This is a genomic window from Agromyces cerinus subsp. cerinus, assembly GCF_900142065.1.
Taxonomy (GTDB): domain Bacteria; phylum Actinomycetota; class Actinomycetes; order Actinomycetales; family Microbacteriaceae; genus Agromyces; species Agromyces cerinus.
In genome coordinates this window covers 198,975-225,267 of record NZ_FSRJ01000003.1, presented here as the reverse complement: position 1 = coordinate 225,267, position 26,293 = coordinate 198,975, and the positions used below count along the sequence as shown (strand labels likewise).

The following is a 26,293-nucleotide window of genomic DNA, read 5'->3' as shown; positions in this document are numbered from 1 at the left end:
TCCCCGCGCCCCTAGGCTTGGCCACCGAAGGGGGAACATTGACTGACGATTCCCGGGGCGAAGAGCCCCAGCAGACCATTCCCGAGACGACTGCGGCGGCACCCGCGCCGGAGGTGGATCCCGAGCCGACGGCACCCGTCGCGGCACCGATTCCCGAGACGCCGACGGCCGCCGAGGCACCGGCTCCCGAAGCACTGGAGCCCGCCGCACCGGCTCCCGTTGCACCGGCTCCCGCCGCTCCCGCAGACGTGCCCGCCGCACCGGCGCCCGCAGCACCCGCGGCGCCCGCATACGTGCCCGTCGCACCGGCCCCCCTTCAGCCCGCCGACGGGATGGCTCCCCCGCCCAAGAAGGGCCTCGGCACGGGCGCGATCCTCGGCATCGTCGGCGGCGGCCTCGTCGTGCTCATCGCCCTGATCGCGGCGATCGTGTTCGCGATCGGCGCCGTGCGCGGCATCGCCGGCGGCGGCAGCCCCTTCGCCGGGGGCGGCAGCGCCGAGGAGACGGTCGAGGGGTATCTCACCGCGATCGCCGACGGCGATGCCGAGACCGCGCGCTCGTTCCTCTACGCGTCGGAGTCGTCGAGCCCGCTGCTGACCGACGAGGTGCTCGCCACGTCGCAGGAGCTCGCGCCACTCACCGACATCGTGATCGGCGAGCCCGAGGTCACTGGCGGCTACGCCCTCGTGCCCGTCACCTACTCGATCGGGGACACGCCGGTGACCACCGAGATCTCGGTCTCCGAGGACTCCGAGGGGTGGACGATCCCGGGCGGCACCGGCCAGCTGGCCGTCTACCAGCTCGACGGCCTCGAGCCGACGATCAACGGGGTTCCGGTCAGCGGCGAGTACGTCGATGCGTTCCCGGGCGCGTACGAGTACGGCGTGACCGTCGACGGATTCGCGCTCGAGGGCGAGAACGTGGTCGTCGTGACCGCGCCCAGCGAGTACCCCGACACGAGCGGCATGGACGCAGTGCTCACGCCCGAAGCCGCGGAGGCCTTCCGGCAGGCCGTCTCGGCCTCGATCGACGTCTGCATCGCATCGAAGACCCTCGAGGCCGGCTGCGGGCTCACGATTCCGGCGACGCTCAGCGACGGAACCGAGCTCACCGAAGGCACCATCACGCGCACGCTCCCTGCCGAGACGCGGGCAGAGATCGGCGCATTCGAGCCCGAGCTCAGCTATGACGCGCCGACCCTGGTGACGGGCGGCTACCTGGGCGTGGTCGAGGTCACCGCGGAGTGCACGAAGGACGGCGCCACCGGCACGTGCTCCGTGCTGTTCGGCCCGTCGTTCGGCACCCCGTCGCTGAACCTCGCGACCGAGGGCGCCGTCGTCGAGTGGGACTGATCACCTGACGCACTGACGCACCACGCGAACGCGCGCATCGACCGGTCGGTCGGTGCGCGCGTTCGCGTCTCCAGTGCTACAGGATCGCCTGGAAGAGGCCGAGTTCCACCGCCGCCGCCCGTGCCAGCAGGAACCCGATGATGCCGACGATCCAGCCCGTGGTCTCAGCGGCGTTCTTCTCCATCCAGGCGCCGAGCCGCGCGAGCGGCCGCTCCATCGCGCGAGTTGCGACGAGCCTCAGGCCGAGCAGCGCGAGAGCCGGCAGCACCATGACGATGCAGTACCCGGCGAGCACCAGGAACCTCGTGACGGCGTCGAACTCCGACGTCGAGAGCAGCCCGATGCCGACGAGGTAGGGCAGCATCGACGCCACCTCGACCGCCGCGGCCGCCACGGCGAGGCCCATGAGCGGCAGCAGCGTGCCGCGCTCGTCGGCGACGTCCGTGACGTCGGTGACGGCACGCTCACGCCAGCGCGCGAACCGGCCGGGGCCGGAGCGCTTGCGGTTGCCGCCGATGAAGAACGAGCCGATGAGCAGGGCCGCACCGACGATGAGCTGCGCCCAGAGGAATCCGGGGGTCGCGGCCAAGGTCATGAGCTGGGGCATGGCGGTGGCCGCGACCGTCAGCAACAGGATGCCGACCACGAGGTAGAAGCCGGCGACCGTCGCGAGGTAGATGAGGATGCGGCCGGGACGCAGGCGTCCGGGCGCGAGCAGCAGCCAGGTCGGGATGAGCAGGGTGCCGAAGCTCGTCGAGTCGACGAGCGCCAGCAGCGCGAGTGCGCCGAGGAGGGCGGGGCCGGTGAGGGCGGCCCCGCTCAGCAGGTCCAGGTCCATCCGTCCAGCCTGTCGGATGCCGCGGGCCGGCGGATCCACCGCACGGTGGATGTCGGGTCGCGGCGGGCGCCCCGATCAGGCGTGCGCGGCCGGCGCGGCGAAGACGTTGAGCACGATCACGCCCGCGATGATCAACCCGATGCCGAAGAGCTTCGGCATCGTGAGGCTCTCGCCGAGGAACAGCACCCCGATCGTCGCGATCGCCGCAGTGCCGACGCCCGACCAGATCGCGTAGACCATGCCGATCTCGAGCTCGCGCACCGCCTGCGCGAGCATCGCGAACGACACTCCGTACGCCGCGAGCACGCCGACCGTCCACCACGGCTTCGTGAAGCCCTCGGTCTTGCCGATGAAGCTCGTCGCCGCGACCTCGAAGACGATCGCGAGGGTGAGGAACAGCCAGGCCATGGTGGATTCCGTTCTCGGGTGGCGGGAGCAGCGGCATCCGACACTAGTCCAGCTCGGTGGCGACCCGCTCGATAGGGTGGTGGAACCGCACGGGCGGTGACCTCGCGATGCGCCCGGATCTCCCGAGATGCAGAGGAACGGCTGTGAACGGACCGTCGCGAAGCCCCGCGCCATCCGCCGCGTTCATGCCCTCGCGCGGGATCGATGGATTCGCGGCGTTCTCGCGCGCGCTCACGCAGCTCCGGCTCGATCAGGGGGCGCCGAGCTTCGCGGAGCTCACCCGGCGGGTCGCTGTGCTGCGCGAGCAGCGAGGGTCGGGCGCCGCGCCCGGCCGGGTGACCGTCTACGACTGCTTCCGCCCCGATCGGAGACGGATCGACGCCGATCTCGTCGGCGACATCGTGCTCGCGCTCGGGGTGCCCGCCGGCACGGCCGAGGCCTGGCGGCGGCTCGCGCTCCGCTTGGCCGGTGCCACCCTCGGCGATCACGTCGTCGTGACCGAGCTGGGCGCCGGCCGTGCAGCGCCTCCGGTGTCGTCGGACGCTCCTCCGTCGGCCCCCGCCGTCGCTCCCGGCACCGTGCTCGTCATCACCGGCCTGCCGGGCGTGGGCAAGAGCATGCTCGCCCGGCGGTTGGCCGAGGGCGAGCGCGCCGCGGGCCGGGTCGACCTCGCCCTGAGGGTCGAGCTCCGCGGCTACGACAGCGTGCAGCCACCGGTGGCGGCCGAAGAGGCGCTCCGCGGCATCGCCCGCGCGCTCGGCGCCCGTACCGAGCACCGGGCCGGCGCCGCCATCCTCCGACGCCGCATCGCCGAGGCGTGCGCCCGCCGCCCCACGCTGCTGCTCCTCGAGGACGCGGCAGCGGCGGCAGCCGTGGCGCCGCTCCTGATCGGGATTCCGGGCGCGCAGATCCTTGTCACGTCGCGCGCGATGCTCGAAGACCTCGAGGCCGAGATCGAACGCGGGCGCGCGGGGTCCGCAGACCGCTCGGCGTCGCCTCGGGTACGGCGCCTGGTCATCGAGCCGCTCACGAGCGAGCAGGCGATCGCCTCGCTCGAGCGGGAACTCGGCGATCGCATCACCTCCGGAGGTCACGACGCGATCGCTCGCCTGGCGCGAGCCTCGGGAGGGATCCGACTCGACCTCTCCGTCATCGCCCGCTTCGTGCGCGACAATCCGCGGTGGAGCCTCGACGACGTGGCCGAACGGTTCGAGAGCGGCGATGCCGACGAGCGAGTGCGCCCGTTCCTCCGGTCGACGGTGGCCACCCTCGACGACGACGCGATGGCGCTGTTCCGTTCGCTCGGGCTGCTCTCGGCACCGATCCACCGCGACATCATCGGGCACCTCGCGCCCGGCGCGGGCATCGCCCGCCTCACCTCGCTGCACCTCGTGGAGTCCGAATCGGGGCTGATCAGCATGCACGACACCGTGCGAGCCTTCGCCCGCCGCCTCGCACTCGACACCGATCCGCTCTCGGTTCGCCGCGAGTTCGGCCGGACCTTCGTGGGGGTCGTCGCCGAACGCTCGCAGCTCGACCGGGTCGGGGTGGGTCAACTCCATGCCGCGGCGCTGCTCGCCGACGAGCTCGGCCTCCGCTCCGAGCTCGTCCGCCTCGCGCAGCGCTTCGCCGAACAGCTCGGCGACGCCGGCTACTGGGCCGAGGCGCACGACCTGCTGGTGCGAGCGGATGCCTCGGCCGAACCCGATGAGCGCGGCGACATCGCCGAGTTGCTCGCCCGGGCATCCGAGCGCCTCGGCGACGTCGACGCAGCCCTCGCGGCCCTGCACCGGGCCGAACGCATCGGCACCGAGGCGATGCCCGGGCGTCGCTGGAACATCATCGGCAACGTGCATCGCATGCTCGGCCGCTACGACCTCGCCGAGGAGGCGTACCGCACAGCGGGCGAACGAGCCTCGGCGGCGGGCAACGGCATCACCGAGGGGCGGGCGATCGGCAACCTCGCCGATCTCTCGCGGTTGCGCGGCAGGTCGACCGAGGCCGCATCCGGGTACGAGCGTGCTCGGCAGATCAGCGAGTCGGCCGGCGACGAGGTCAACCTCGCGATCATCCGCTCGAATCGGGCGATGTTCCGGGGGGCGATCGGACTCACCGCTGAGGCCCTCGCCGACATCGACGGACTCATCCGGCACGGCACCACGGGCTTCTCCGCGTCGTACCTCCGGGTCGTGCGCACCGGCATCCTGGTCGCGGCCGGCGACATCGACGAAGCCGCGGCGACGATCGCCCAGTGCCGCGCGATGCTCGACGGCTCGGAGGGCATCGAGGTCGAGCCCGAGCTCGACGTGCTCGACGCCCACGTGCAGCTCGCGCGCGGGCGCTTCGACGACGCCTCGGCGGCCGGCGCGCGAGCGCTCCGCGAGGCGCGGGAGGTCGGTTGGCCGCTCGTCGAGGCCGACGCGCTGAACACGCTCGCGGAGATCGCCGTCGCCACCGGCGAGTTCGGCCTCGCGGGAAGGCGGGCGACCGCAGCGCAGTCGGTCGCCGAAACCATCGGCGATCCACTGGAACTGGCGAGGTCGCTCGCAGTGCACTCGGCGGTGCTGGAGTCGGCCGGCGACCGTGCTGCCGCCGGGGTCGCGGCCCGACGCGCGCTCGATCTCCTCGAATCGATCGGCCACGTGCGCACCCCGCAACTCCGCGAACGCGTCGCGCTGGTCGGCTGAGCGGATCGCGCCGCTCGTTCGGGCTCGTTCGGGAAACTCCCGATGCACCCTCCGCGGACCACAGGATGGGTCCGCCGCGTTCGCGGCTGTGTGCAGAGGAGAGACACGAATGGCGACCAAGCCGACCCTGATGGCATTCGCGGCAGCCGGTGCTGCGGTGACGATGATGCTCAGCGGATGCTCGAGCTCCGGACCCGAGACGAAGCAGATCGGCGAGTCCGCGAGCTTCGACCTCACCGCCGGCGAGGCGAAGCTGCCGGTCGAGGTCTCGGTGACTTCGCTCGAAGCTGCGCCCGCGGAGATCTCCGAGGCGTACGCCGGCGGCGACGAGATCTGGTTCGCCGACATCGACTTCCGCTACACGGGCGATGCGGTCGACGACCCTGCGACTCTCAACATCCTGTTCTCGGGCATCTACTCCGAACTCGCGAACGGCGACTACCTCGACACGACGTTCACCGGCATGGAGGAGTGCAACGGCCCGAGTGGCGGCAGCCCGACCGAGATCGCCGAGGCGCTCGCGGCCGGCGAGACGGTCTCCGGATGCTTCCCGCTCTCCTCCGACGGCACCAACGGCGTCACCGGGGTGTACGTCGGTTCCTCGAACCTCGACGAAGGCGGTGCGCTGTGGCGTCCGTGACCCCGAACGAGCCGCAGGCGCCGCCCGCAGCACCCGAGTCCGACTCATCGGCCGCGCCCGACGAGGAGCGCGAGACGCCGTGGGGATGGTTCGGCGGCGGCGCGATCGCCCTCGCGATCGCCGTGGCGTGCTTCACCCCGCTCTGGGATGAGGTCGCCGACGGATCTTCGGGCCGCCGCGCCGGCTTCTCGGCCATGCTCGGATCGATCGGGCCGTTCGGCGTCGCCGGTATCGCCCTCGTGGTCGCCGTCGTCTTCGTGGTCCTCGGGGTACGCGAGATGCGCAGGCAGCACTAGGCCGCCACCGGGCCTCCGGGTCGCGCCGCTCCGCCTGCTGCGTGCGGTGACGACCGGCGATGACGGCAGAATGCTCACATGGATCTGCTCCTCGCGGGCGTGCTCGCACTGCTCGCCATCGCCGCCGCGACGGCGGTGGCGCCGAAGCTCGGTGTCGCCGCGCCACTGCTGCTGGTGCTCGTCGGCCTCGGCGTCGGGCTCCTGCCGGCGGTGCCGTCGTTCGAGATCGACCCCGAGTGGATCCTCGCGGGAGTGCTGCCGCCGCTCCTCTACTCGGCCGCGGTCTCGATGCCGGCGATGGAGTTCCGCCGAGACTTCGGCGCGATCAGCGGGCTCTCGATCGTGCTCGTGGTCATCACCGCGGTGCTGCTCGGGCTGCTGTTCGCGTGGCTGATCCCCGGCCTCGGCATCGCGTGGGGCATCGCCCTCGGCGCGATCGTCAGCCCGACCGACGCGGTCGCGACCTCGATCGTGAAGCGCCTCGGGGTCTCGCCACGAGTGGTGGCGATGCTCGAGGGCGAGAGCCTGCTCAACGACGCCAGCGCCCTCGTGCTGTTGCGGGCGGCGATCGCGGGCGCCGCGGCATCCGTCTCGATCTGGGGCGTCGCCGCGTCGTTCGTGTACTCGATCGTGATCGCCGCCGTCATCGGCGTCGTCGTGGGCTGGGTCAACCTGCGGGTGCGCGCACGCATCGCCAACCCGACGGTCAACACGGTGATCTCGTTCACGATGCCGTTCCTCGCCGCGATCCCGGCCGAGCACCTCGGCGCCTCGGGCCTCGTCGCCGCCGTCGTCGCGGGGCTCGTCACCGGACGCGGGGCGGCGCGCTTCCTCAGCCCGCAGCATCGGCTGTCGGACGCCCAGAACTGGCGGACGGTCGAGCTCGTGCTCGAGGGCGCGGTGTTCCTCGTGATGGGGCTCGAGCTCACCGCGATCGTCGCCGATGTGGAGGCGGCCCACGAAGGCGCCTGGTTCGCCGTCGGGCTCGCGGCGATCGCGTTGACGGTGACGGTGCTGATCCGCGCCGCCTTCGTCGCCCCGCTGCTCGCCGCACTCTCTCGCCGGGCGAGCCGCGCCGCCACCATCAAGGGCGTCATCGCCGACCGGGCGGCCGCAGGCGCGGCGAGCCTCGAGCGCGGGGCGGGTCCCGGCCGAGAGCGCGGGCGCGCCGCCATCGAGACGAAGCACCTCGAGCATCGGGCCTCGCTCGGGGCCGACCGGCGTGCTCCCCAGCCCTCTGCGGCGAGGACCGAACGGTTCCGCACGATGTGGCGGCGGCGGGTCGCCGACATCGACTACCTGCTCGCTCAGCCGCTCGGCTGGCGCGAGGGCACGATCGTGGTGTGGGCGGGAATGCGCGGCGTCGTGACGCTCGCCGCCGCGCAGACCCTGCCGTCGGAGACCCCCAGTCGTTCGTTGCTCGTCCTGATCGCGTTCGTCGTCGCGGTCGGCTCCCTGCTCGTGCAGGGCGGCACCCTGCCGTGGCTCGTGCACCGGCTCCTGCCGGCCCGCGACCCCGGCGAGAGCCTCGCCGAGCGGCGCGAACTCGAGGGCGTGCTGCGCAGTGCCGCGATGACCGAGATGGCGAGGGACGACGACCCCGCGGTGCGCGAGGTCGCCGAGCGCATGCGAGCGGCCTGGCAGGTCTCGAACGCCGAGGGCGCGAGCGACGGCGAGGCGGATGCCGCGCCCGACACGGATGACTCGAACGCCGCGGATGAATCGGGCGGCGCGACCGCGACCGCCGCCGCCACGATGCCGCCCGCGGCATCCGACCGCCGGATCGACCCCGAGCAGGTGCGCCTGCTGCGCCTCCGCATGATCGAGGCCGAGCGCACCGCCCTGCTCGACGCGCGCGACGACGGCACGTTCAGCGCCGCGGCGCTCAGCGCCGCGCTCGAAGACCTCGACGCCGAGCAGATCAGCGTCGAGCTGAAGGGCACGGAGAGCGGCTGACGCCCGCGCTCCGGCTCAGCGTTCGCCGGCGGTGTCCCGGCGCAGCGAGCCGGCGATGTCGTCAGCGGTGAGATCGGCATTGACGGCTCCCGCGATCAGCGACCCGGCACCGAGCGACACGGAGACGTTCGAGCGCCGATCGACCACGTTCCCCACGGCCCAGACGTGCTCGACACTGGTGCGGCCGTCGGGATCGACCACCACCCAGGAGCCGTCTGCGTCGTCGCGGGTTCGCGCGCCCAGGTCTCGCAGCAGCCGGTCTCGCGGGTGCAGCGTCGTCGCGGTGAAGATCGTCTCGACCGCCACCGACCGGTCGTCCAGCTCGACGGCCTCCACCCGCCCCTCGCTCGATCGGATCGCCCGAACCCGACCGCGCTCGATCCGGATGCCGCGCGCCTCCAGTGTTCGCACGGCATCTGCTCCGGGCTCTCCGACGTCGTTCGGGAAGTAGACGATCTCGTCCGACCATTGGCGCAGCTGGTGCGCCTGGTCGATCCCCTGGGGTCCCGCGGCGATGACGCCGATCGTGTGGTTGCGACGCTCCCACCCGTCGCAGTAGGGGCACACGACGACGCCGCGTCCCCAGTGCTCCTGCAGGCCGGTGATCGCGGGGAGGCCGTCGCGGAGGCCGGTCGCCACGATCAGCCGCCGAGCTCGCACGACGCCCGACGGACCATCGACTTCGACGCCGCTCGGGCCGACGCGGGCGCGCTCGATGCGCCCATCGACGACGAGTCCTCCGTACTGCTCGACCTCGCGTCGACCTCGTTCGAGCAGGCTGGTCGGCGGCACGCCGTCGTGGCCGAGCACCCCGTGCATGTGCTCGGCGACACCGTTCCGCGGATCGCCGGCGTCGAACACGATCACGCGGCGGCGGGCCCGGGCGAGTGAGAGCGCCGCGCTGAGCCCGGCCGGGCCACCGCCCACCACCGCGACGTCGAACAGATCGGCTGCCACTCTGCGTACCTTACGCTCACCGGCAGGCGGACGCCTCCGTCCCGCTCGTACGGCGTCTCCTCAGCCCGTGGGGCGCACGCGGAGCGTCGCGAGGATCGCGGCGGCGACCTCGTCGCGGCTGCGTTCAGGCTCGAACACGAGCCATTCGAGCCCGGCCAGGAGCACCGCCCCGAAGACGCTCGACGCCATGATGCCTGCACGGCCCGCCGGGACATCCGTCTCGTCGATCGCTTCCTCGAACACCGCGAGCGCCTCGTGGCGCAGCGCGAACAGCGTCTGCTGCCAGGCCCGGTCGGTGCGGAAGATCTCGGACGCCATGAGCTTGGCGAGCGGGGCGTTCGCGACGATCCGGTCGAGCAGCTGACGCACGAGCGCCTCGATCGCCGGCCAGCCGCGCAGCTCGCCCTTGGCCGTGCGGAGGGAGTCGGCGAGCGCGCCGACCCCCTCCTGCAGCATGGCCTCGAACAGCTGGTCCTTCGAGCTGAAGTTGTAGTACAGGCTGCCCTTGGCGACGCCGGCGAGCTCGGCGACCTCGTCCATCGTCGTTCCGGTGATGCCCTTCGTGGCCGCCAGCTCGAGCGCGGCGTCGAGGATCGCGCGCTTCGTGGTGTTCGCGCGTGCCATGGTGTCTCCTCGTCGTTCGCTCGAGCCGGGGGCGGAAGTCCGGGCCGGCCGGCTAGATCGCCAGCTCGGGGTGCAGCCGGCTGACGCTCCACATGCGCTGCCTGCCCGCGCTCCAGGCGCTGATCGCGAGCGAGCCCACGAGGATGCCGGCCATCACGAGCACCGAAAGCCACAGTCTAGAGTCCACGCCGCCGGTGATGAGCTCGCGCAGGCCGCTCACCACGTAGGAGGCGGGCATGAACGGGTGCAGCCATTGGAAGAACTCGGGCGTCGTCTCGACGGGGTAGGTGCCGCCCGAGGAGCTGAGCTGCAGCATGAGCAGCACGAGGCTCACCACCCGGCCCGCCGCGGTGCCGAGCACGATGATGAACATCTGCTGCAGGGCGAGGAAGGCGAGGGTCACGAGGTAGATGAACGCCGAGGTGCCGAGCCAGTACGCGGGCTCGAGGCCGATGCCGTAGACCAGCACGAGCACCATGATCACGACCTGGCCGAGGCCGATCGCCATCGCCGGCAGGAATCCGGTCATCACGGCGCGCAGTCCGCTCGCCGAGGCTGCGAGCGCCCGCGTCGGCAGCGCACGCAGGATGAGCCACGTGATGAGTCCGCCGACGAAGGTCGCGAGCGCGATGAAGAACGGCGCGAAGCCCTCGCCGAAGCTCTTCGACTCGTTCTGCCAGCTCTGATCGAGCTGCACCGGCGCGGCCGAGACGGCCGCCTTCTCCTCGATGTCGGCGGTGCTCATCTGCGGCGCGGCTTCAGCGCCCTCGCCGAGTGCGTCGGCGAGGGTTCGGCTGCCGTCCGAGAGCTTCGTCGCGCCCGAGGCGAGCGCCGTGCCGCCGTCCGCGAGCTGCCCGGTGCCGCTCACGAGGTCATCGGTGCCCGAGCTCAGCGCGGCGGCGCCGCTCGCGATGGTCTGGGCACCGGATGCCGCTTCGCCCGACTTGGCCGAGAGCGTCGACGCCCCGTCGCTCACCTGTGCGGCGCCGGCCGCGAGCTCGGCGGCCTTCGGCGCGCCGGCCGTGAGCCCGGAGGAGAGCTGGTCGACGGCGCCGGCGTACTGGCTGCTGAGGCCCGCGTATCCCTGCACGGCCGGCAGGGCGGCCTGCGCGGCGCCGTCGACCCCTGCGGCGATCGCCTGGATCTCGGCGAGTCGGGCGGCCACGTCGACCGTGTCCGCCTGGTCCCCCGCGAGATCGGCCTCGAGGCTCGCGATCTTCGCCGAGAGCATCGCGGTGCCCTGCGTGAGCTCGCCGGTCTTCGTCGCGATGCCGGCGGCACCGTCGGCGAGGCCGTGCGCCTTCTCGGCGAGCACGGCGGCGCCGTCTGCGGCGTCGCCCACCTTGCCCGAGAGCTCGGCCGCGCCATCCGACACGCGGGTGGCTCCATCGGAGAGGGTGCCCGCGCCGGAGGCGAGCTGCTCGAGGCCGTCGGCGAGGGTGCCGGTGCCGTCGGCGAGCTGCACCGCGCCGGCGTCGATCGCGCCGGCGCCGGTCGCGAGATCGCCGAGGCCGACGACGAGGCGGCCTGCGCCGTCGTTCGCGGTCGCGATGCCGTCGGCGAGGGTGCTCGCGCCGTCGGCGGCCGACCGGATGCCGTCGCCGGCATCGTTCAGGCCGATGAGCATCGCGTCCGCGGTCTGCTGTCCGACCTGCTCGGCCACGGTGTCGCGCAGCTGGACCATCGCCTGCTGGCCGAGGGTCGAGGCGAGGAAGCTGTTGGAGTCGTTGTACTCGACCTCGACGGTCGCGGCCCTCGGGTCGTCGGTGCCGACCGAGACGGCGCTGGCCGAGAAGTCGGCCGGGATCGTGACGGCGAAGTAGTAGTCGCCGTCGGTCACGCCGGTCTTGGCGTCCGCGGCATCGGTGACCTGCCAGTCGAGGTCGGCCCGGCTCGTGAGCTCGTCGACGAGGTCGTCACCCGCGGTGATCGCCTCGCCGCCGCTGCTCGCGCCCGTGTCCTCGTTCACGATGGCGACGGGGAGGTTCTTCATCTCGTCGGTCGGGGCCCAGAACGCCCAGAGGTAGAGCGCGCCGTAGATGAGCGGGATGAAGAGGAGCACGACGAGCGCGATCTTGGGCAGCGTGCCCTTGCCGAAGCGGCGCAGCTCCGTGCCGGAGGAGAGGAAGGCGAACATCAGGCGTGCTCCAGGATGAGGTCGAAGGCGTCGGGGTCGGCTGCTGCCGGGGCCTCGGGCGCGAGAGGGGTGAGGTCGAAGGCGAGCGGGGCGATGCCGAGGTCGTTCCAGATGTCGGTGTCGGGCGCGGCGGCGGATGCCACGACGGCGGTGCCCGCTCGGGTGATCGCGTCGAGGCGCTGCCAGAGCACGCGCCGGGCCGCAGGCGACTGCAGCTGCTCGATCTGGTCGAAGAAGAGCACCTCGGGCTCGCTCATCATCGCGAGCGCGATGCGCAGCAGCACGGTCTGCACCTCGTCGAGGTCCCAGATCATGGTGTCGGTCGACGGCAGCGGCACCTCGCCGAACACCGGGGCGAGCACGCGGCGGAGCTCGGCGTCGTCGGTGCGGCGCACGATGGCCCACCAGGGCGCGATCCAGGCGGCGCGCTCGCGGATCGCGGCACCGACGGTGACCGACTCCTCGAGGGTGTCGATGCCCTGGAACCCCGCGATCGCGGTGGCTCGCTGCACGGGTCGCGCCCGGCGCGGCAGCTCGTAGCCGAGCACCTCGGCGGCGCCGCTCGAGGGCTTCATGCGCCCGGCGAGCGTGAGCAGCAGGCAGGTGCGGCCGCTGCCGGCGGGGCCGTGGAGCACGGTGAGCGCGCGGTCGGCGACGAGGTTCACGGGGCCGTAGACGGGGCCGCGCTTGGAGTGGAGGGCGAGTTCGTGCGCCCGCACGATGATCGACACGATGCATCCTTCGGATTTGTACTGACTAGTCAGTTTAGATCCGAGACGGGAGTTTGGCAACTCCGGCGTCGGCACGAGCGCGACGCCGCCGAGGGGTCGCCGAGACCGGGGCCCGCCGAGGGAGCGTTCCCGAGCGAGACCTAGCGGGCGGCGGGAAGCACCCGCGGCGGCGCCCCACGCCACGGGAACGCCGGGGCTCCGCCGACCTCGACCTCGACGCCGAGGAGCGCGCCGTCGGCGTCCGTCGGATCCGGCAGCCCGATGCTCGCCGTCGTGATCACGAGCAGTCGACCGACGAGCGCGACGGCCGTGGGCCGCTTCGACGGCAGTTCGATCGTCTCGAGGAGCACGCCGTGCGGCGAGTAGCGGCGCACCTCTGCGGCATCCCAGACGGCCACCCAGAGCATGCCCTCGAGGTCGATGGCCATGCCGTCGGGGTTGCCGCCCTCCACCCGGCACACCGTGCGTCGATTGTCGAGTGTGCCGTCGGCCGCGACGTCGAAGGCCTCGATGCTGCGATGCGGCAGCGTGTCGATGTAGTACAGCGTTTCGCCGGTGCGATCGAACGCGAGCCCGTTGGAGACCGTCACGCCATCGAGCCGCTCGGTCGCCACGCCGTCGGCGTCGATGCTCCAGAGCGCGCAGTGAGGCTGCCGGGGCATCGACTGGCTGCCGACCCAGAAGCGGCCGAACGGGTCGGCGCCGCCGTCGTTCATGTAGTCGTCGCCCGAAGCGATGTCGACGGCGATCGGCGAGACGAGCCCGTCGTCCCCCACGTGCACGACGCCCCGGTCGACGGCCACCGCCCACCCTGCGCCGGGCTCGGCGAGCGGCACGGGCGCGCCGATCCGGGCGCCGACGCGCACGGCGGGCCCGGGCACCACCATGCCATCCTCGAACCGACCGCGGTGGAACGACCCGGTCGCCATGTCGATCCACCCGAGACCGCCGTCCCGGCCGTCCCAGCGCGGTGACTCGGCCTGGACGTATCGCTCGGCGGAGATGATCTCGACGGTTCGCGAGGGCGTTGAGCGTGACATCCGTGTCTTCCTCCGGTGGTGGTGTTACCCGATATGTGGCAGGCTATCTCACAATATGAATGTCAGTTGCGAGACTGACAGAAGCAACGACGCTGAAGTGAGGAACTGGCCAATGGCCCCGAAGCTCCATGGCTTGATGCCGATTCTTGCCACCCCGTTCGATGAATCGGGCGCACTCGACCGCCCAAGTCTGCGACGACTGGTCGAGTTCCAGCTCGCCTCCGGCGTCGACGGCGTGGCCGTCTTCGGCATGGCGAGCGAGGGGTTCGCGCTCACCGCAGTCGAACGACGCACCATCCTCTCCGACGTCGTCGAGATCGTCGACGGCCGCATCCCCGTCATCGCCGGCGTCAACGGCACCTCGACGGCGACCTCGATCGAGCAGTCGCTCATCGCCCAGGAGGGCGGCGCCGACGCGCTCATGGTGCTGCCGCCGTTCATGGTGAAGCCGCCGGCGGCGAGCCTCATCGACTTCTACGGCGAGGTCGCCGCGGCCACCTCCCTCTCGGTCATGGTGCAGGACGCCCCCGGCGTGACCGGCGTCGCCATGCCGCCGTCGCTCATCGCCGAGCTCGCCCGCCTCGACGGCGTCGACTCGGTGAAGATCGAGGCGCCCCCGACCGCTCCGAAGGTCGGCGCGGTCGTCGAGGCCATCGGCGACGCCGACTTCGCGGTGCTCGGCGGCCAGAACGCGCAGTTCTGCCTCGAGGAGTACGCGCGCGGCGCGGTCGGCACGATGCCGGCCTGCGAGTTCGCCGACCTGCTCGCCCCGGTGCTCGACCTGTTCGTCACGGGGCGCGTCGAGGAGGCGCGAGCCGGGTTCCGCCGTATGCTCCCCCTCGTGCTGGTGGGTCTGCAGGGCGGCATCGCGTGGGCGGTGCACAAGGAGGTGCTCGTGGCGCGCGGCATCATCGACCACGCCACCGTGCGCTACCCGGCCGCTCGCCTCGACGCCGGCAGCCGAGCCGCCGTCGACCTCGTGATCGAAGAGCTCGACCTCCCGCCCCTGCCGACCGCGGTGCGCGTGTGACCCGTCGCGGCGTGCTGCTCATCGGCGGCGGCTCCGACATCGGACTCGCGATCGCCGGGGCCTTCGCCGAGCAGGGCGACGACGTCGTCGGAGTGGGGCTCGAGGCATCCGCCGACCCCGTCTTCGAACGGTACCTCGTCGCCGACTGCAGCCGAGCGGATGCCGCGGCGCAGGCCGTCGCCGACGCCGAGCAGGCGCTCGGCCGGCTCGACGTCGTGGTGCTCGCTGCTGCGCGCATGCCGATCGGCCGGGCCGATGCCACGAGCGACGCCGACTGGCGCGGCGCACTCGGGGCGACGCTCGACTCGGCGTTCCTCGTGTCCCGCGCCGCGCTGCCGAGGCTCGCGCCCGGCGCCTCGATCATCGCGATCACCTCGGTGAACGCCTCGCTCGCGGCACCGGGCCTGCCGGCCTACGCCGCGGCGAAGGCGGGCGTCGAGGGCCTCGTGCGGCAGCTGGCGCTCGACTACGGACCGCGCGGCATCCGCGTCAACGCCGTGGCACCCGGGAGCATCTCGGCGACCGAGACGGGCGAGAGCGAGGGCTACCCGCTCGGCCGCATCGGCCGGCCCGAGGAGGTCGCCTCCGTCGTGGCCTTCCTGGCATCGGATGCCGCCTCGTTCGTCACCGGCACGACGATCCCCGTCGACGGCGGCCTGTCGATCTCCTCCCCCGCCGCCTGGCTGAAGCCGGCGCTGCGCGACCGCTGGCTCTGAGCTGCAGCGGGCCGCTCTGAGCCGATCCCGCGAGCCTGAGGAATGACCCCGCCGGCCAGTGCGTACGCACTCGGCCGGCGGGGTTTCGTCGTCAGTTCCCGATGCGGACGAACTGCGCGGCGCTGACGCGGTGGAAGGCGGCGTTGCGCACCTCCAGGCGCACCACGCCGACCGCGCCGGCGGCGTAGCGGAACGTGCCGAGCGGGCGCCAGGCGGCGGCCCCCTCGGTCTGGTTCACGATCACCTCGGTGCTGCCCGCCTGATGCTCGACGATGTAGGCCGCCGAGGTGGTGGTCGTCGGGTTCGTCGGGTACCAGACCGAGACCCGGTACTCGCCGGCCTCCGGAAGGTCCACCTGCCAGGTCACGGTGCTGCCGATCGAATCGACGTCGCTGTACCGCGTGCGGGTGCCGTTCCACCCGGCCAGGCCGCTCGGATACCACAGGCCGGTCTCCAGGTAGCCGGGCCACGGCGACTGGGTGTGGGCGATCACGCCCTCGTCGGCGACCCGCACGAGCACGGCGCGGCGGAGGGTTCCGTCGAGTCGCGCCTCGAACCGGTTCGTCGACCCCGGCGCCACGGCCGATCCGGCCGTGACCGTCCAGGTGTGCGTCAGGTCGGAGCGCGGGGGCACCTCGATCGCCACCTCCTTCTGACCGACGCTCCACCCGGTGGCGCCGAACAGGGCGAGTGTGGCGCGCAGCGGGGTGACGCCGGTGTTGATGACCAGGGCGGTCAGCCGCACCGTCACGCCGGGACCGCTGATGATGGCGGTGTCGGTGGTGAGCGACACCAGGCGGCGGCGGTCGATGACCTCGATCGCCGCGGGCCGCAGCTCCACCGGGTCGCCGTCGGCTGCCGACACGGATGCCTCGATCCGGACCTCGCCCGGCGCGGAGCCCGACGCGATGATCGCGGCCGACTCCACCCGGGCGGATCCCTGAGCATCGACCGAGACGGACGGCGCAGCGCCGTCGAGCTTCCACCCGTCGGGCAGGGTCAGGGCCACGTCGCCTGCGAACGGCTCGTCGGTCGGGTTGCGCACCTCGATGACGAGCGGCACCCGGTCACCGGCCGTGCTCGTGGCCTGGGCGACCACGTCTCCGGCCACGCCGGAGTCGGCTCCGCTGATGCGGCCCGGCAGACGCAGCGCGACCTCCTCGGTGGTCGCCGAGCCGACGCTGATCGCGTAGCTGAACGCGTCGGCCGAGGAGTCGACGGGGATCGTCCACTCGTAGGGGTAGCCCTTCGGCGGCGCCTCCTGCGCCGGCCCGTCGCCGATCCGGTAGCTGAGGGCGGCCGGCTCCTCCGTGTCGATCTGCACGTAGGCGTCGTAGCCGGGCCGGTCAGGGCGCACCAGCAGTACGCCACGGGCGAGGCCGTAGTCGGTGCCCGGAACCGTGTCGACCTCGTGGAAGCTGTCGGGGCCGTGATCGACGATGTCGTCGAACGGCAGTGCCGGCCGATCCACCGTGACGTCGCGAACGACGAGCGCGACCAGCCCGTGTCCGGGCACGCGCACCTTGATGCGGCCCCCGACGGCGGTCTGGGACGAGCGGGTGCCGTCGGCGGCCACCACCTCGACCGCAGGCGCATCGCTCCCCGTCAGCCCGGTCAGCTCACCGGTGAGGTCGACGACCACGAACTGCGCGGCGGCGGCGGAATTGGTGAGGCTGACGTACAGGGAGTCGTTGCCGACCCCCGCCATCCAGTTGACCAGCGGGTTGTCGAGGGCGATCAGGCCGGCCGGGAAGTACGGCCACACGCCGTCCTCTCCGAAGAAGGTGCCGGGCGCGTGGCCGTAGGCGAAGTACTTGAAGTAGGCGAAGTCGGCCTCGAAGACGTGCGGGAAGTCGATCTTGCCGGCACTGCGGTAGAAGCTCTCGTTGATCAGGTAGTCCATCGCGAGGCCGAGCTGGGCGGGTGCGTGGTGGAAGTAGTACCCGGTGATCCCGACCGGGCCGCTCGTCGCGAAGTCGGGCTTCATCTGGGCGACCTGGAACTGGCGGCTGTAGTAGCCGGGATAGGTGGTGAACCGGCCGATCACCATGTTGTGCGCGACGTCCGCCAGCAACGGGTCGCCGGTGTGGTGCGCCAGGCGCAGCAGCGCGCCGGCCCAGCACGGGTTGAAGACGTACCCGCCGCCCGGATCGGTCAGTGAGCTGACCCCGAGCTTGAACGACGACAGCGCCTCGAAGGTGAGACCGGTCGCGGAGACGTACCAGGCGGGCACGGTCTCGGGCGCGACCTCGGTGTTCGGGTACGACGGAAGGGAGCTCCGCGATTCCCAGTCGTACTGCTGCACCACCACATGGCCCTCGGGCACCGTGACGGTCGTGTCCGGCACCGGCCGCACCGCGGTCTGGGTGATGAACCGCTGGGCCTCCCGGTAGGCGCCGTCGAGGAACTCGGCCTCGCCGGTCAGCTCGAACAGCACGAGCAGATCCATCCAGTACTTCGAGAAGCTGTAGGCGAACCCGCCCGGCGGCTGCCCGTTGCCGCGATACGGCGTGAGGATCTCCTCCTGCACGTAGCGCTTGCCGATCAGCGTCGCCTCGGCCAGGTACGCCGGATCCCCGGTGAGCTGGTAGGTCGCCAGTGCGGTCGCGAAGGGTGCGCGGCTCTGCCCGACGACACCCGCCTTGGTCGCCTGCACCGCGAGTCGCTGGATGCCCGCGTTGCGGCCGTGGGTGAGTTGGGAGAGCGCCGTCAGGTTCACCGCGTCGGTGGGGATCCGGCCGATCCGGTACTGCGTCTTGTCGTTGTAGACCGAGCCGCCGATGACCGGCGAGTGCCCGATCCCCTTGCGCGACAGCTGGTACTCGAGTGCCGGCCGGGCGCGACGGTCGTAGAGGGTGCTGTCCGCGGTGCCCGTCAGGTAGTGCGCCGAGAGCAGCACGCCGCTGGCCGCGGTGCGCACCGCATCCTCGTTCTCCACGTCGACGAACCCCTTGCCGCGGTTCCACCAGCCGGAGTACGAGGGGATGTAGTCGACCGAGTCGTCGCCGTCGGGCTCGATGGCGATGAGCTCGGTCATGGCGTGGACGGCATCGGTCAGCGAGCGGTCGTAGACGTTGTGCCGGTAGGCCTTCAGCCCGTATTCGCCCCGGCACAGCTCGGTGTACGTGTCGTAGAGGGTGCCCGCTCGAGCCGCGAGCCCGAAGGCGAAGCCGCGGCGATCACCGGCCGCCATCGCGGTTCGCAGCCCCGGCTGCGGTGCGTAGATGCTCGGCACGAGGTCGAGGCTGTCGTTGCGCAGGCTCATCCCGTACGGCTGCCGGTCGGACATCAGCTGGCGTTCGTGCACGAACTCGGCGACCTCGGCGGGCAGGTAGACCCCAGAGGTGACGGCGACGTCGGCGACGGAGTACTGGGTCAGCGCCATCGGCGCGAACAGCTCCCATGCGCCGAGGGGGGCCGAGCCGTCGACCACGGAGAGCGCGTGCTGGTACGACCCGCACAGCACCTCATCGAGGTCGTCGAGCTCCTTCGCGTCCTGACTCTGGTAGCCGACGAGGTAGTCGCCGGCCTTCTTGGCCCGCAGCACGTAGTGCGCCTCGGGGTGATCGCCGTCGAGCCGCCAGTTGACGATGAGCTCCACGTCGTCGGTGCTGGTGCGCAGTTCGATCGCCTGGGCGCCGAGGCGCCGGAACGAGGTGAAGCCCAGCCAGGCCGGCTGCAGCGGGCCGTACAGCTCGGGCGCGCTCCCGGAGGGCAGCGTGCCCGCCAGCACCACCCACTGCTCGTCGAAGCGGTGCTCGGGATCGGTCAGCGACAGCCACTTGCCGTCGTGCTTGATCTCGAGATCTCGCACGATCGTCTCGCCGCCGTCCCAACGGGCCTGGAAGAAGGTCATCCGATGCTTGCGCCCGACGAGCTGGGCGAGGCGGGTGAACGACAGCTCGGGCTTGTCCAACCGGCGAAGTGCGTCGGGGAACGAGCCGCTCACGCTGCTGAAACCGGGATCCGCCGCGGCGGATTCGGCATCGGCGCCGAGGACCGCCGGCAGCACGCCCGCGGCCAGCAGCAGCTGGAGCGCCGAGCGCCGGCTCCACAGCCCTGGGCGATGGCCGACCTCTGATTCGTCGTTGATCTCCGGGTTCTGCGTTGAATCCATGATGCACATGATGCATGCGATATGCGACAGTGTCAATGGCCATGCGGCCAGCGGCGCCGGTAGCGTCGACCATGCACGTCCTGAGAGGAACACGCGGTGACCCCGAACCGACCAGAGGAACTGACCGAGTACTCGCTGACCGAGCTGCTCACGCCGGCCGGGCGTCCGGAGGAGCCCGCCGACTTCGACGAGTTCTGGCGAGGGACGTTCGAGGAGTTCGGCACCGGACCCGTCGCCTGGGAACGCGTGCGCGACCTCGACGCCTCCGAGACCCATCTCGTGACGGAGATCCGGTTCGCCTCATCGGCCGGCGAGCCGACCGTGGCGTTCCTGATGGTGCCGCGCGTCGCCACCGCCGTGCGCCGCGGCCTCGTGATCGGACACGGCTACGGCGGTCGCACCGCGCCCGACCCCGACCAGGTGCCCACGGACACGGCCGCGATCTTCCCCGCCGCGCCGGGCACGGCGCCGAACGCCTCGAGTCGCTTCCCGGCGCTCCCCGACGAGCACGTGCTCTCGGGCATCGCGCACCGCGACACGTACTCGCACCGATTCGCCGCCGCCGACGTCTGGCGCGCCGCGACCGTGCTGCTCGACGCCGCCCCCGCCGTCGCCGGGGCGCTCGACTTCAGCGGCGGCAGCTTCGGCGGCGGCATCGGGGCGATGGCCCTCCCCTGGGACGCCCGCTTCCGGCGCGCCTCGCTCGACGTGCCGAGCTTCGGACACCATGCGGTCCGCCTCACCCGGCAGTGCACCGGCAGTGGCGAGGCCGTGCGTCGGCACCTCGTCGAGCACCCCGAGGTGCGCCCGGTGCTCGGCTACTTCGACGCCGCAGTGGCGGCGCAGCGCATCCGCATCCCGGTGCATGTGGCAGCGGCCGTGCTCGATCCCGCCGTCGACCCGCGGGGGCAGTTCGCCGTCTACCACGCGCTCACCGGCCCGAAGCGGCTGAGCGTGCGTGCGAACGGCCACCTCGACGGGCCCGTCGCCGAGGTCTCCGAGCGGATGGCGCGCCAGCACGCTGCCGACTTCTTCGCGCTCCCCGACGGCCGCCTGGCCTGAGGCAGGGCCGTCGGGTCGAGGCATCCGCTTCGAGCGGATGCCCCGGCGCACGCCGAACGCCGGCGGCCTGCGGGTCCCTCCGCAGGCGGCCGGCGCCGGACGACCTGCTACGAGTTCGCGTCGAGCAGGTCCTGGACTTCCTTCTTCAGGGAGTTGAGGCCCGTCTGCACGTCGACCTGGCCCGCGAGGATGGTCGCGACGCCCGCGCCGATCGCCGCGTCGATCTGCGCGGTCACGGGCACGCGGTCCCACGCGGCGCCGCGAGCGTGCTCGGAGACCTCGGTGCGGAACGTGGTCTGGTACTCGTCGGCGGCGAGCGCCGGGATCTGGTCGGCGACGGACTTCGCGGCCGGCGCGACGCCCGACTGCTCGTACTGCGCGGTCGCGGCATCGAGGTTCGTCGCGGCATAGGTGATGAAGTCGCGACTCGTGAGCTCGCCCTCGCCCGCACTCGCGAACAGGCCGCCGCCCCAGGCGCGGTTGTACGACGGCTTGCCGTTGGCCGTAGGCCGTTCGATCGCGCTGATGTTGTCGATGATGTTCTGTGCGGCACCGTTCGTCTTCACGAAGGTCGAAGCGAGCGGGGCGTCGTCGTAGAGGGCCGCGCGCCCGCTCGCGAACAGGATGCGCGCGTCGCTGCGGGCCACGTTCGCCTGGGTCAGGCCCTCGTCCTGCAGCGACTTGTACCAGGTGATGGCCTCGACGCTCTCCTTGTCGCCGATCGTGCACTCGAAGTCGTCGGTGACGACCGGGCTGCCCCAGCCCCACATCCAGTGCGTGGCGTCCTTCAGGTCGGGGTTCTTCGTGACCGCCGCGTAGGGGATCAGCGAGGAGTCCTGCGACTTGATCTTCTCGAGCGCGGTCGCGAACTGCTCGACCGTCATGCCCGACTTGATGCCGACGCTCTTGGCGATCTCGCCGTTCGTGATGATGCCGATGCCCGACGCCGTGAGCGGCAGCACGAGGAGCTTGCCACCCATCGTGTACGAGTCGAGCACGCCCTGCGGGATGCCGAGCCCCTTGGCGAGGTCGGTGAGATCGGCGAGCACGTCCATCGGCGTCAGCACCTGCCATCCGCCCGACTGGCCGACGCCCATGAGCTTGCCCGAGCGGCCGGTGAGTGCGAGCTGCGTCGCCGCCTGGTCGTAGGGGTAGATGACGGGCGAGACGGTGACGCCCTCCTCCGCGGAGAAGTCCTTGAGGATCGCCTCCCATGCGGGCTTCAGCGCCTCCTCGCCGAGCGAGTTGCCGTAGAAGTTGATCGTCTTCGCCTTGGTCGCGGCGTTGGCGCCGGCACTGGCGCCCGGCGCGGCCGGGGTGGCGCAGCCGGCGAGCGCGAGCGCGCCGAACGCGGCGAGTGCAGTGCCACCGCCGAGGAAGGCGCGGCGGCTGAGCTGCGAGGTCGAGAGGTTCATGGGGACTGCTCCTTCGTCGGAATGTGTGTTCGGTGCGGTGCTGTGGATCACGGGCTACCCCTTGACGGCCCCCGACGCGAGGCCGGAGACGAAGTAGCGCTGGAGGAGGATGAAGATGATGGCGAGCGGCAACGAGGTGATGAGGGATGCCGCCATGAGTGCCGGCCAGTCGGCCGTGCCCTCGCGGATGAAGGCCTGGGTGAGGCCGGCCGGCAGGGTCTGTTTGTCTGGGCCCGCGAGCGTGAGCGCGAACAGCAGGTCGCTCCAGCCGCGCATGAAGGCGAACATCGCCGCCGTGATGAGGCCGGGCACCACGAGCGGGAAGACGATCTGGAACATCGTCGCGATGCGCGAGAGTCCGTCGACCTTCGCCGCCTCGAGGATGTCGTCGGGCAGCCCGTCGATGATGCCCTTCAGGAGGAACACCACGAGCGGCAGCGTGAACGTCGTGAACGAGATGATGAGCGCCGTGTAGGTGTAGAGCAGGCCGGCCGAGCTCAGCATCAGGTACAGCGAGATCAGCAGCAGCGCGCCGGGGATCAGCTGCCCGATGAGGAACATGAACATGATCGCGTTGCGCCCGCGGTAGCGGAACTTCGAGAGCGAGTAGGCCATGATGCCGCCGACGAGCACGGAGAGCACGGCCGTGCCCGTCGAGACGATGAAGCTGTTCGCGAGCGCCTGGAGCAGCGCATCGTTCTGGAAGAAGCCGATGAAGTTGTCCAGCGTCGGGTCGACCGGGAAGAGCGGCCGATCGAGCGCGAACACCGCCTCCTTCTTCATGAACGCCGTCGAGGTCAGCCAGTAGATCGGCAGGAGGCCGAAGAGGGCGAGCAGGATGAGCCCGAGGCGCCCGGGGATCGACAGTCTCGGGCGGATGATCGCCTCTCCGATGTCGCGGCCGTGACTCATCGCTTCTCCAGACGTCGGTTGAGCAGCAGGTATGCGCTCGAGATGATCGCGAGCAGGATGAGCCAGAGCACGCCCATGGCGGATGCCTTGCCGAGCTCGTAGCTGCCGAACGCGAGTTGATAGAGGCTGACGGCGAGCGTCGTCGTCGAATCTCCGGGGCCGCCTCCCGTCATCACGAAGATGGTGTCGAAGTTGCCGAAGTTGTAGATGAACTCGAGGGTCGCGACGAGCGCGACGGGCCCCACGATGTGCGGCAGCGAGATGTAGCGGAACCGCTGCGAACGCGTGGCGCCGTCGATCGTCGCGGCCTCGAGCTGCTCGGCCGGCAGGGTCTGCAGCACCGAGAGTGCGACGACCATGATCCAGGGGAACGAGTGCCACGTCTTCGCGATCACGACGGCCGCCATCGCACCGGTGGGATTGCCGAGCATGCTCACCTCGGGCAGGCCCACCATGGTGAGCAGGTGGTTCAGCACGCCGTAGCTGTCGTTGAAGATCCACGCCCAGAGGAACGAGACGACGACGCCGGGCAGGAGCCACGGCAGCATGAGCGTGCCGCGCAGGATATTGCGACCACGGAGGCGCGCGTTCAGCAGCACGGCGAGCGCGACACCGAGCAGCACGGGGAAGATCGTCGCGAGCGTCGCGAAGGTGAGCGTCGTGCCGAGGCGCGCCATGAACTCGCCGAAGATCGCGACGTAGTTGTCGAAGCCGACGAAGGTGCGATCGGGCGTGAGCAGCGACTGGTCGTAGAGGCTCGTGCCGATGCTGGAGACGAGCGGATAGATCGCGATCACGAGGAAGAGCAGGACCGCGGGGAGTGCGATCATGAATCCGAAGGTGCGATCCTTCGCGCCGAGCGTCGAACGGCGCCCGGATCGCGGCTCGGTCGGCTCGGTCGCCTCGCGTGTCGCGGGTCGTTCGAGGATGGCTTGCTGCATTGCGTTCACTTCCCGAGAGATGGCGACCCCTCATCAGGGGCCCCTGTGCGTCGTCGTCACAAGTGGTCAACGCTGACGTGCGGCCAGTAAACCACAATGCGGATGCTAAATCCACTAAATGCATGACTCACCCATATTTGGATTGCCTCGACCGATTCCGCTCACTACACTGACGGCAATGGCGCAGCCCGAGCGGGTATGCAACCACGCTCGGCAACTGCATTGAGAAGGAGTCCCGATGGCATCGGAATCGGTCGGCGGCACACAGACCGTCGAACGGGCTATGTCCCTGCTCGCCTGTTTCACCGAGGAGTCCGGCGAGCTCCGCGTGTCGGAGCTCTGCGCGCTCACCGGCCTCGGCCAGTCCACCGTGTCCCGCATGATGTCGGCGCTCGACCGCATGCGGTTCGTCGTCCAGGACGACCGGACCGGCCTGTACCGGCTCGGCCCGGCCGCCGTCTCCCTCGGCACGATCGCCCTCAACGGCTCCCCGATCTTCCGCGCGTCCCGCCAGATCGCCCAGAACCTCGCGCACCGGCTCGGCATCGGCGTGAACGTCGCCGAACTCAGCGGCTTCACCTTCACCTACCTCTGCAACTTCGAGGGCGCGCTCGCACCGAAGTCGTTCGCGATGGCGGGCCGCACCGCCCCGCTGCACGCCACGGGCCTCGGCAAGGCGCTGCTGTCGGGCATGCCCTCGGCGCTCGTCGACGAGTACTTCGCGAACACGCCGCAGCGGTACACGCCGCACACGATCGTCGACCGCGACGCCATGGAGATCGCCCTCGACGAGACCCGCAGCCGCGGGTACGCGACCGAGATCGAGGAGCTCGCCTTCGGGCGGGCGTGCATCGCCGCACCCATCCGCAACCGCGCCGGCGAGATCGTCGCGGGCCTCTCCGCGAGCGGCCCCCTCTCGGTGCTCGACCTGCAGGCCCCTCATCAGGAGATCGCGCTGCAGGTGATCGAGGCGGCCGACGAGATCTCCGTCGCCCTCGGCTACAGCGCCTCCCACTCCGCGACGGCGTTCGCGGCACTCTGACCCCACGCCGCGACGGCGTTCGCGGCACCTCGACCTGAAACCCCACGCCGCGGCATCCGTCGGCGGCGTTCTCGATCCCTCTCGTCACTGGAGACCCTGTGAGAATCGCGCGCGTCCAAACGTTCCCCCTCTTCATCTCGAAGGAGGATGCCGAAGACTCCTACGCGGGCGAGGCGGCGGTCGAGCACCGCGGCTACATGATCCGGCCGCCGTGGCGGAGCCTCTACTCCCCCGGCTACGAGACGCTCATCGTGAAGATCGAGACCGACGACGGACTCGTGGGCTGGGGCGAGGGGCTCGCCCCGGTCGCCCCCGAGGTCGCGGCCGCGATCGTCGACCACCTGCTGACGCCGCTCATCATCGGCGAGGACCCGCGTTCGGTGCGCACCCTCTGGCACCGCATGTCGGAGTCGATGCGCGAGCGCGGACACCTCACCGGACATCAGGCCGATGCGATGGCCGCCGTCGACATCGCGCTGTGGGACCTCTGGGGCAAGGCCACCGGCCTCTCGGTGTCCGAGCTCGCGGGCGGGCGCTTCGCCGACGTGCTGCCGACCTACGTGTCGGGGGTGCGGGGCGCCGACGACGCCGAGATCGCCGAGAAGACCGCCGTGCTCGTCGAAGCGGGCGTGCGCCGGTTCAAGATGCACCTCGGCACCGACCTCCGCACCGACCTCGCGACCTACGACGCCGTGCGCGACGCGCACCCCGACCTGCAGGTCGCACTCGACGCGCACTGGAGCTACCGCCTCGGCGAGGCGAAAGCGCTCGGGCGCGAACTCGACGAACGCCACGCCTGGTTCTTCGAGGCGCCGCTCGCCCCCGAAGACGTCGAGGGCCACCGCGACCTCGCGGCATCCATCGAGACCCCCGTCGCGGTCGGCGAGGCGATGCGCAGTCGATTCGAGTTCACCGACTGGCTGACCCGTCGGGCGGTCGGCCTGACCCAGCCCGACATCGGCCGCACGGGCATCACCGAGGGCATCGCGATCGCGGCCATCGCCGACGCCTTCCACGCGCAGGTGGCACCGCATCACTCCGCCGCGTTCGGCATCGCGATGGCCGCCGGCCTGCACGTCGCCGCGAGCTCGCCGTCGCTGCTCGCGTTCGAGTACCAGCCGCTCACCCTGCCGGTCGCGAACCGGATCCTCACGACCCCACTCGAGGTCGCGCCCAACGGCGACTTCACGGTGCCGACCGGCCCGGGTCTCGGCGTGAGCGTCGACGAGGACTTCGTGCGGGAGTTCGTGCGCCGCTGACGCGTTCCCTCCCGAGAGCGAGGCGGCTCCGGTCGCCTCGCTCTCGCGACGCGCTGCCTCGAGCCGGTCGGAGCCCCTCTCACGCTGCGATGATCGAGGGGCGCGGTGAAGGACGCCGCGCATGAGGGGGAAC

The 26,293-nt window shown here is 71.4% G+C and carries 21 protein-coding genes; 10 read left to right on the top strand and 11 right to left on the bottom strand.

Annotation, left to right across the window (positions count from 1 at the left end):
• The first annotated feature begins 38 nt into the window (after positions 1-38).
• Entirely contained in the window at positions 39-1,352 is a 1,314-nt protein-coding gene (locus BUR99_RS11520; protein WP_143231611.1) for a hypothetical protein, read from the top strand.
• A 76-nt stretch (positions 1,353-1,428) separates the two neighbouring features.
• On the opposite strand, the gene BUR99_RS11515 is transcribed toward BUR99_RS11520, so the two are convergent.
• Both BUR99_RS11515 and BUR99_RS11510 read right to left on the bottom strand, forming a co-directional pair.
• Positions 1,429-2,190 (bottom strand): GAP family protein, encoded by a 762-nt coding sequence (locus BUR99_RS11515; protein WP_074260525.1) that lies wholly within the window; start codon positions 2,188-2,190, stop codon positions 1,429-1,431.
• 75 nt (positions 2,191-2,265) lie between these two features.
• A complete protein-coding gene (locus BUR99_RS11510) occupies positions 2,266-2,598 on the bottom strand; it encodes a DMT family transporter (protein WP_074260524.1) in 333 nt (110 codons plus the stop codon).
• Between the two features lie 143 nt (positions 2,599-2,741).
• Here BUR99_RS11510 and BUR99_RS11505 point away from each other — a divergent pair, with 143 nt between their 5' ends.
• The 4 genes from BUR99_RS11505 to BUR99_RS11490 all read left to right on the top strand — a co-directional run bounded on the left by BUR99_RS11505 (position 2,742) and on the right by BUR99_RS11490 (position 8,177).
• Positions 2,742-5,285 carry an AAA family ATPase gene (locus tag BUR99_RS11505; protein ID WP_159440987.1) on the top strand — a complete coding sequence of 848 codons (2,544 nt, stop codon included), beginning with the start codon at positions 2,742-2,744 and terminating at the stop codon, positions 5,283-5,285.
• Between the two features lie 109 nt (positions 5,286-5,394).
• Positions 5,395-5,925, top strand: coding sequence for a hypothetical protein (locus tag BUR99_RS11500; protein WP_074260522.1), 531 nt, complete (start codon positions 5,395-5,397; stop codon positions 5,923-5,925).
• A complete protein-coding gene (locus tag BUR99_RS11495) occupies positions 5,913-6,221 on the top strand; it encodes a hypothetical protein (RefSeq protein ID WP_074260521.1) in 309 nt (102 codons plus the stop codon). The genes BUR99_RS11500 and BUR99_RS11495 overlap by 13 nt, the downstream gene beginning before the upstream one ends.
• A gap of 78 nt (positions 6,222-6,299) precedes the next feature.
• A complete protein-coding gene (locus tag BUR99_RS11490) occupies positions 6,300-8,177 on the top strand; it encodes a cation:proton antiporter (protein ID WP_074260520.1) in 1,878 nt (625 codons plus the stop codon).
• Between the two features lie 15 nt (positions 8,178-8,192).
• On the opposite strand, the gene BUR99_RS11485 is transcribed toward BUR99_RS11490, so the two are convergent.
• The 5 genes from BUR99_RS11485 to BUR99_RS11465 all read right to left on the bottom strand — a co-directional run bounded on the left by BUR99_RS11485 (position 8,193) and on the right by BUR99_RS11465 (position 13,666).
• Entirely contained in the window at positions 8,193-9,134 is a 942-nt protein-coding gene (locus BUR99_RS11485) for an NAD(P)/FAD-dependent oxidoreductase (RefSeq protein WP_074260519.1), read from the bottom strand.
• Positions 9,135-9,194: 60 nt separating this feature from the next.
• On the bottom strand, positions 9,195-9,758 hold the full coding sequence (locus BUR99_RS11480; RefSeq protein ID WP_074260518.1) for a TetR/AcrR family transcriptional regulator: 564 nt from the start codon (positions 9,756-9,758) through the stop codon (positions 9,195-9,197).
• Positions 9,759-9,810: 52 nt separating this feature from the next.
• Positions 9,811-11,895: a YhgE/Pip family protein gene (locus tag BUR99_RS11475; protein WP_074260517.1), complete on the bottom strand. Its 2,085-nt coding sequence runs from the start codon at positions 11,893-11,895 to the stop codon at positions 9,811-9,813.
• Positions 11,895-12,626, bottom strand: a complete 732-nt coding sequence (locus BUR99_RS11470; RefSeq protein WP_074260516.1) for an ATP-binding cassette domain-containing protein — start codon at positions 12,624-12,626, stop codon at positions 11,895-11,897. Before BUR99_RS11470 ends, BUR99_RS11475 begins: the two co-directional genes overlap by 1 nt.
• 140 nt (positions 12,627-12,766) lie before the next feature.
• Positions 12,767-13,666 (bottom strand): SMP-30/gluconolactonase/LRE family protein, encoded by a 900-nt coding sequence (locus tag BUR99_RS11465; protein WP_074260515.1) that lies wholly within the window; start codon positions 13,664-13,666, stop codon positions 12,767-12,769.
• A gap of 136 nt (positions 13,667-13,802) precedes the next feature.
• Here BUR99_RS11465 and BUR99_RS11460 point away from each other — a divergent pair, with 136 nt between their 5' ends.
• The gene (locus BUR99_RS11460; RefSeq protein WP_234980830.1) at positions 13,803-14,696 is read left to right on the top strand and encodes a dihydrodipicolinate synthase family protein; all 894 of its coding nucleotides are present in this window, start codon (positions 13,803-13,805) and stop codon (positions 14,694-14,696) included.
• Positions 14,693-15,412, top strand: a complete 720-nt coding sequence (locus tag BUR99_RS11455) for an SDR family NAD(P)-dependent oxidoreductase (protein ID WP_074260513.1) — start codon at positions 14,693-14,695, stop codon at positions 15,410-15,412. The genes BUR99_RS11460 and BUR99_RS11455 overlap by 4 nt, the downstream gene beginning before the upstream one ends.
• A 91-nt stretch (positions 15,413-15,503) precedes the next feature.
• On the opposite strand, the gene BUR99_RS11450 is transcribed toward BUR99_RS11455, so the two are convergent.
• The gene (locus BUR99_RS11450; RefSeq protein ID WP_074260512.1) at positions 15,504-19,529 is read right to left on the bottom strand and encodes a golvesin C-terminal-like domain-containing protein; all 4,026 of its coding nucleotides are present in this window, start codon (positions 19,527-19,529) and stop codon (positions 15,504-15,506) included.
• Positions 19,530-19,625: 96 nt separating this feature from the next.
• Here BUR99_RS11450 and BUR99_RS11445 point away from each other — a divergent pair, with 96 nt between their 5' ends.
• Positions 19,626-20,591: an acetylxylan esterase gene (locus BUR99_RS11445; RefSeq protein WP_074260511.1), complete on the top strand. Its 966-nt coding sequence runs from the start codon at positions 19,626-19,628 to the stop codon at positions 20,589-20,591.
• A gap of 107 nt (positions 20,592-20,698) precedes the next feature.
• Here the strand turns inward: BUR99_RS11445 and BUR99_RS11440 are convergent, their stop codons facing one another.
• Genes BUR99_RS11440 through BUR99_RS11430 form a run of 3 tightly spaced genes read right to left on the bottom strand, consistent with a single transcriptional unit; the run spans position 20,699 to position 23,859 of the window.
• The gene (locus BUR99_RS11440) at positions 20,699-22,006 is read right to left on the bottom strand and encodes an extracellular solute-binding protein (RefSeq protein WP_074260510.1); all 1,308 of its coding nucleotides are present in this window, start codon (positions 22,004-22,006) and stop codon (positions 20,699-20,701) included.
• A 54-nt stretch (positions 22,007-22,060) separates the two neighbouring features.
• Positions 22,061-22,918 (bottom strand): carbohydrate ABC transporter permease, encoded by an 858-nt coding sequence (locus tag BUR99_RS11435; protein WP_056006939.1) that lies wholly within the window; start codon positions 22,916-22,918, stop codon positions 22,061-22,063.
• Positions 22,915-23,859: a carbohydrate ABC transporter permease gene (locus BUR99_RS11430; RefSeq protein WP_074260509.1), complete on the bottom strand. Its 945-nt coding sequence runs from the start codon at positions 23,857-23,859 to the stop codon at positions 22,915-22,917. Before BUR99_RS11430 ends, BUR99_RS11435 begins: the two co-directional genes overlap by 4 nt.
• Before the next feature lie 238 nt (positions 23,860-24,097).
• On the opposite strand from BUR99_RS11430, the gene BUR99_RS11425 reads away from it, so the two are divergent.
• Positions 24,098-24,901: an IclR family transcriptional regulator gene (locus BUR99_RS11425; RefSeq protein ID WP_074260508.1), complete on the top strand. Its 804-nt coding sequence runs from the start codon at positions 24,098-24,100 to the stop codon at positions 24,899-24,901.
• 98 nt (positions 24,902-24,999) lie between these two features.
• The gene (locus BUR99_RS11420) at positions 25,000-26,160 is read left to right on the top strand and encodes a mandelate racemase/muconate lactonizing enzyme family protein (protein ID WP_074260507.1); all 1,161 of its coding nucleotides are present in this window, start codon (positions 25,000-25,002) and stop codon (positions 26,158-26,160) included.
• The last annotated feature ends 133 nt before the right edge of the window (positions 26,161-26,293 follow it).

What these genes read in the sequence shown, in the direction of transcription:
- BUR99_RS11515 (WP_074260525.1), bottom strand. Translation starts at nt 2,190, where the DNA reads ATGGACCTGGACCTGCTGAGCGGGGCCGCCCTCACCGGCCCCGCCCTC.
- BUR99_RS11475 (WP_074260517.1), bottom strand. Translation starts at nt 11,895, where the DNA reads ATGTTCGCCTTCCTCTCCTCCGGCACGGAGCTGCGCCGCTTCGGCAAG.
- BUR99_RS11440 (WP_074260510.1), bottom strand. Translation starts at nt 22,006, where the DNA reads ATGAACCTCTCGACCTCGCAGCTCAGCCGCCGCGCCTTCCTCGGCGGT.
- BUR99_RS11490 (WP_074260520.1), top strand. Translation starts at nt 6,300, where the DNA reads ATGGATCTGCTCCTCGCGGGCGTGCTCGCACTGCTCGCCATCGCCGCC.
- BUR99_RS11480 (WP_074260518.1), bottom strand. Translation starts at nt 9,758, where the DNA reads ATGGCACGCGCGAACACCACGAAGCGCGCGATCCTCGACGCCGCGCTC.
- BUR99_RS11450 (WP_074260512.1), bottom strand. Translation starts at nt 19,529, where the DNA reads ATGGATTCAACGCAGAACCCGGAGATCAACGACGAATCAGAGGTCGGC.
- BUR99_RS11460 (WP_234980830.1), top strand. Translation starts at nt 13,803, where the DNA reads ATGCCGATTCTTGCCACCCCGTTCGATGAATCGGGCGCACTCGACCGC.
- BUR99_RS11500 (WP_074260522.1), top strand. Translation starts at nt 5,395, where the DNA reads ATGGCGACCAAGCCGACCCTGATGGCATTCGCGGCAGCCGGTGCTGCG.
- BUR99_RS11510 (WP_074260524.1), bottom strand. Translation starts at nt 2,598, where the DNA reads ATGGCCTGGCTGTTCCTCACCCTCGCGATCGTCTTCGAGGTCGCGGCG.
- BUR99_RS11435 (WP_056006939.1), bottom strand. Translation starts at nt 22,918, where the DNA reads ATGAGTCACGGCCGCGACATCGGAGAGGCGATCATCCGCCCGAGACTG.
- BUR99_RS11425 (WP_074260508.1), top strand. Translation starts at nt 24,098, where the DNA reads ATGGCATCGGAATCGGTCGGCGGCACACAGACCGTCGAACGGGCTATG.
- BUR99_RS11465 (WP_074260515.1), bottom strand. Translation starts at nt 13,666, where the DNA reads ATGTCACGCTCAACGCCCTCGCGAACCGTCGAGATCATCTCCGCCGAG.
- BUR99_RS11430 (WP_074260509.1), bottom strand. Translation starts at nt 23,859, where the DNA reads ATGCAGCAAGCCATCCTCGAACGACCCGCGACACGCGAGGCGACCGAG.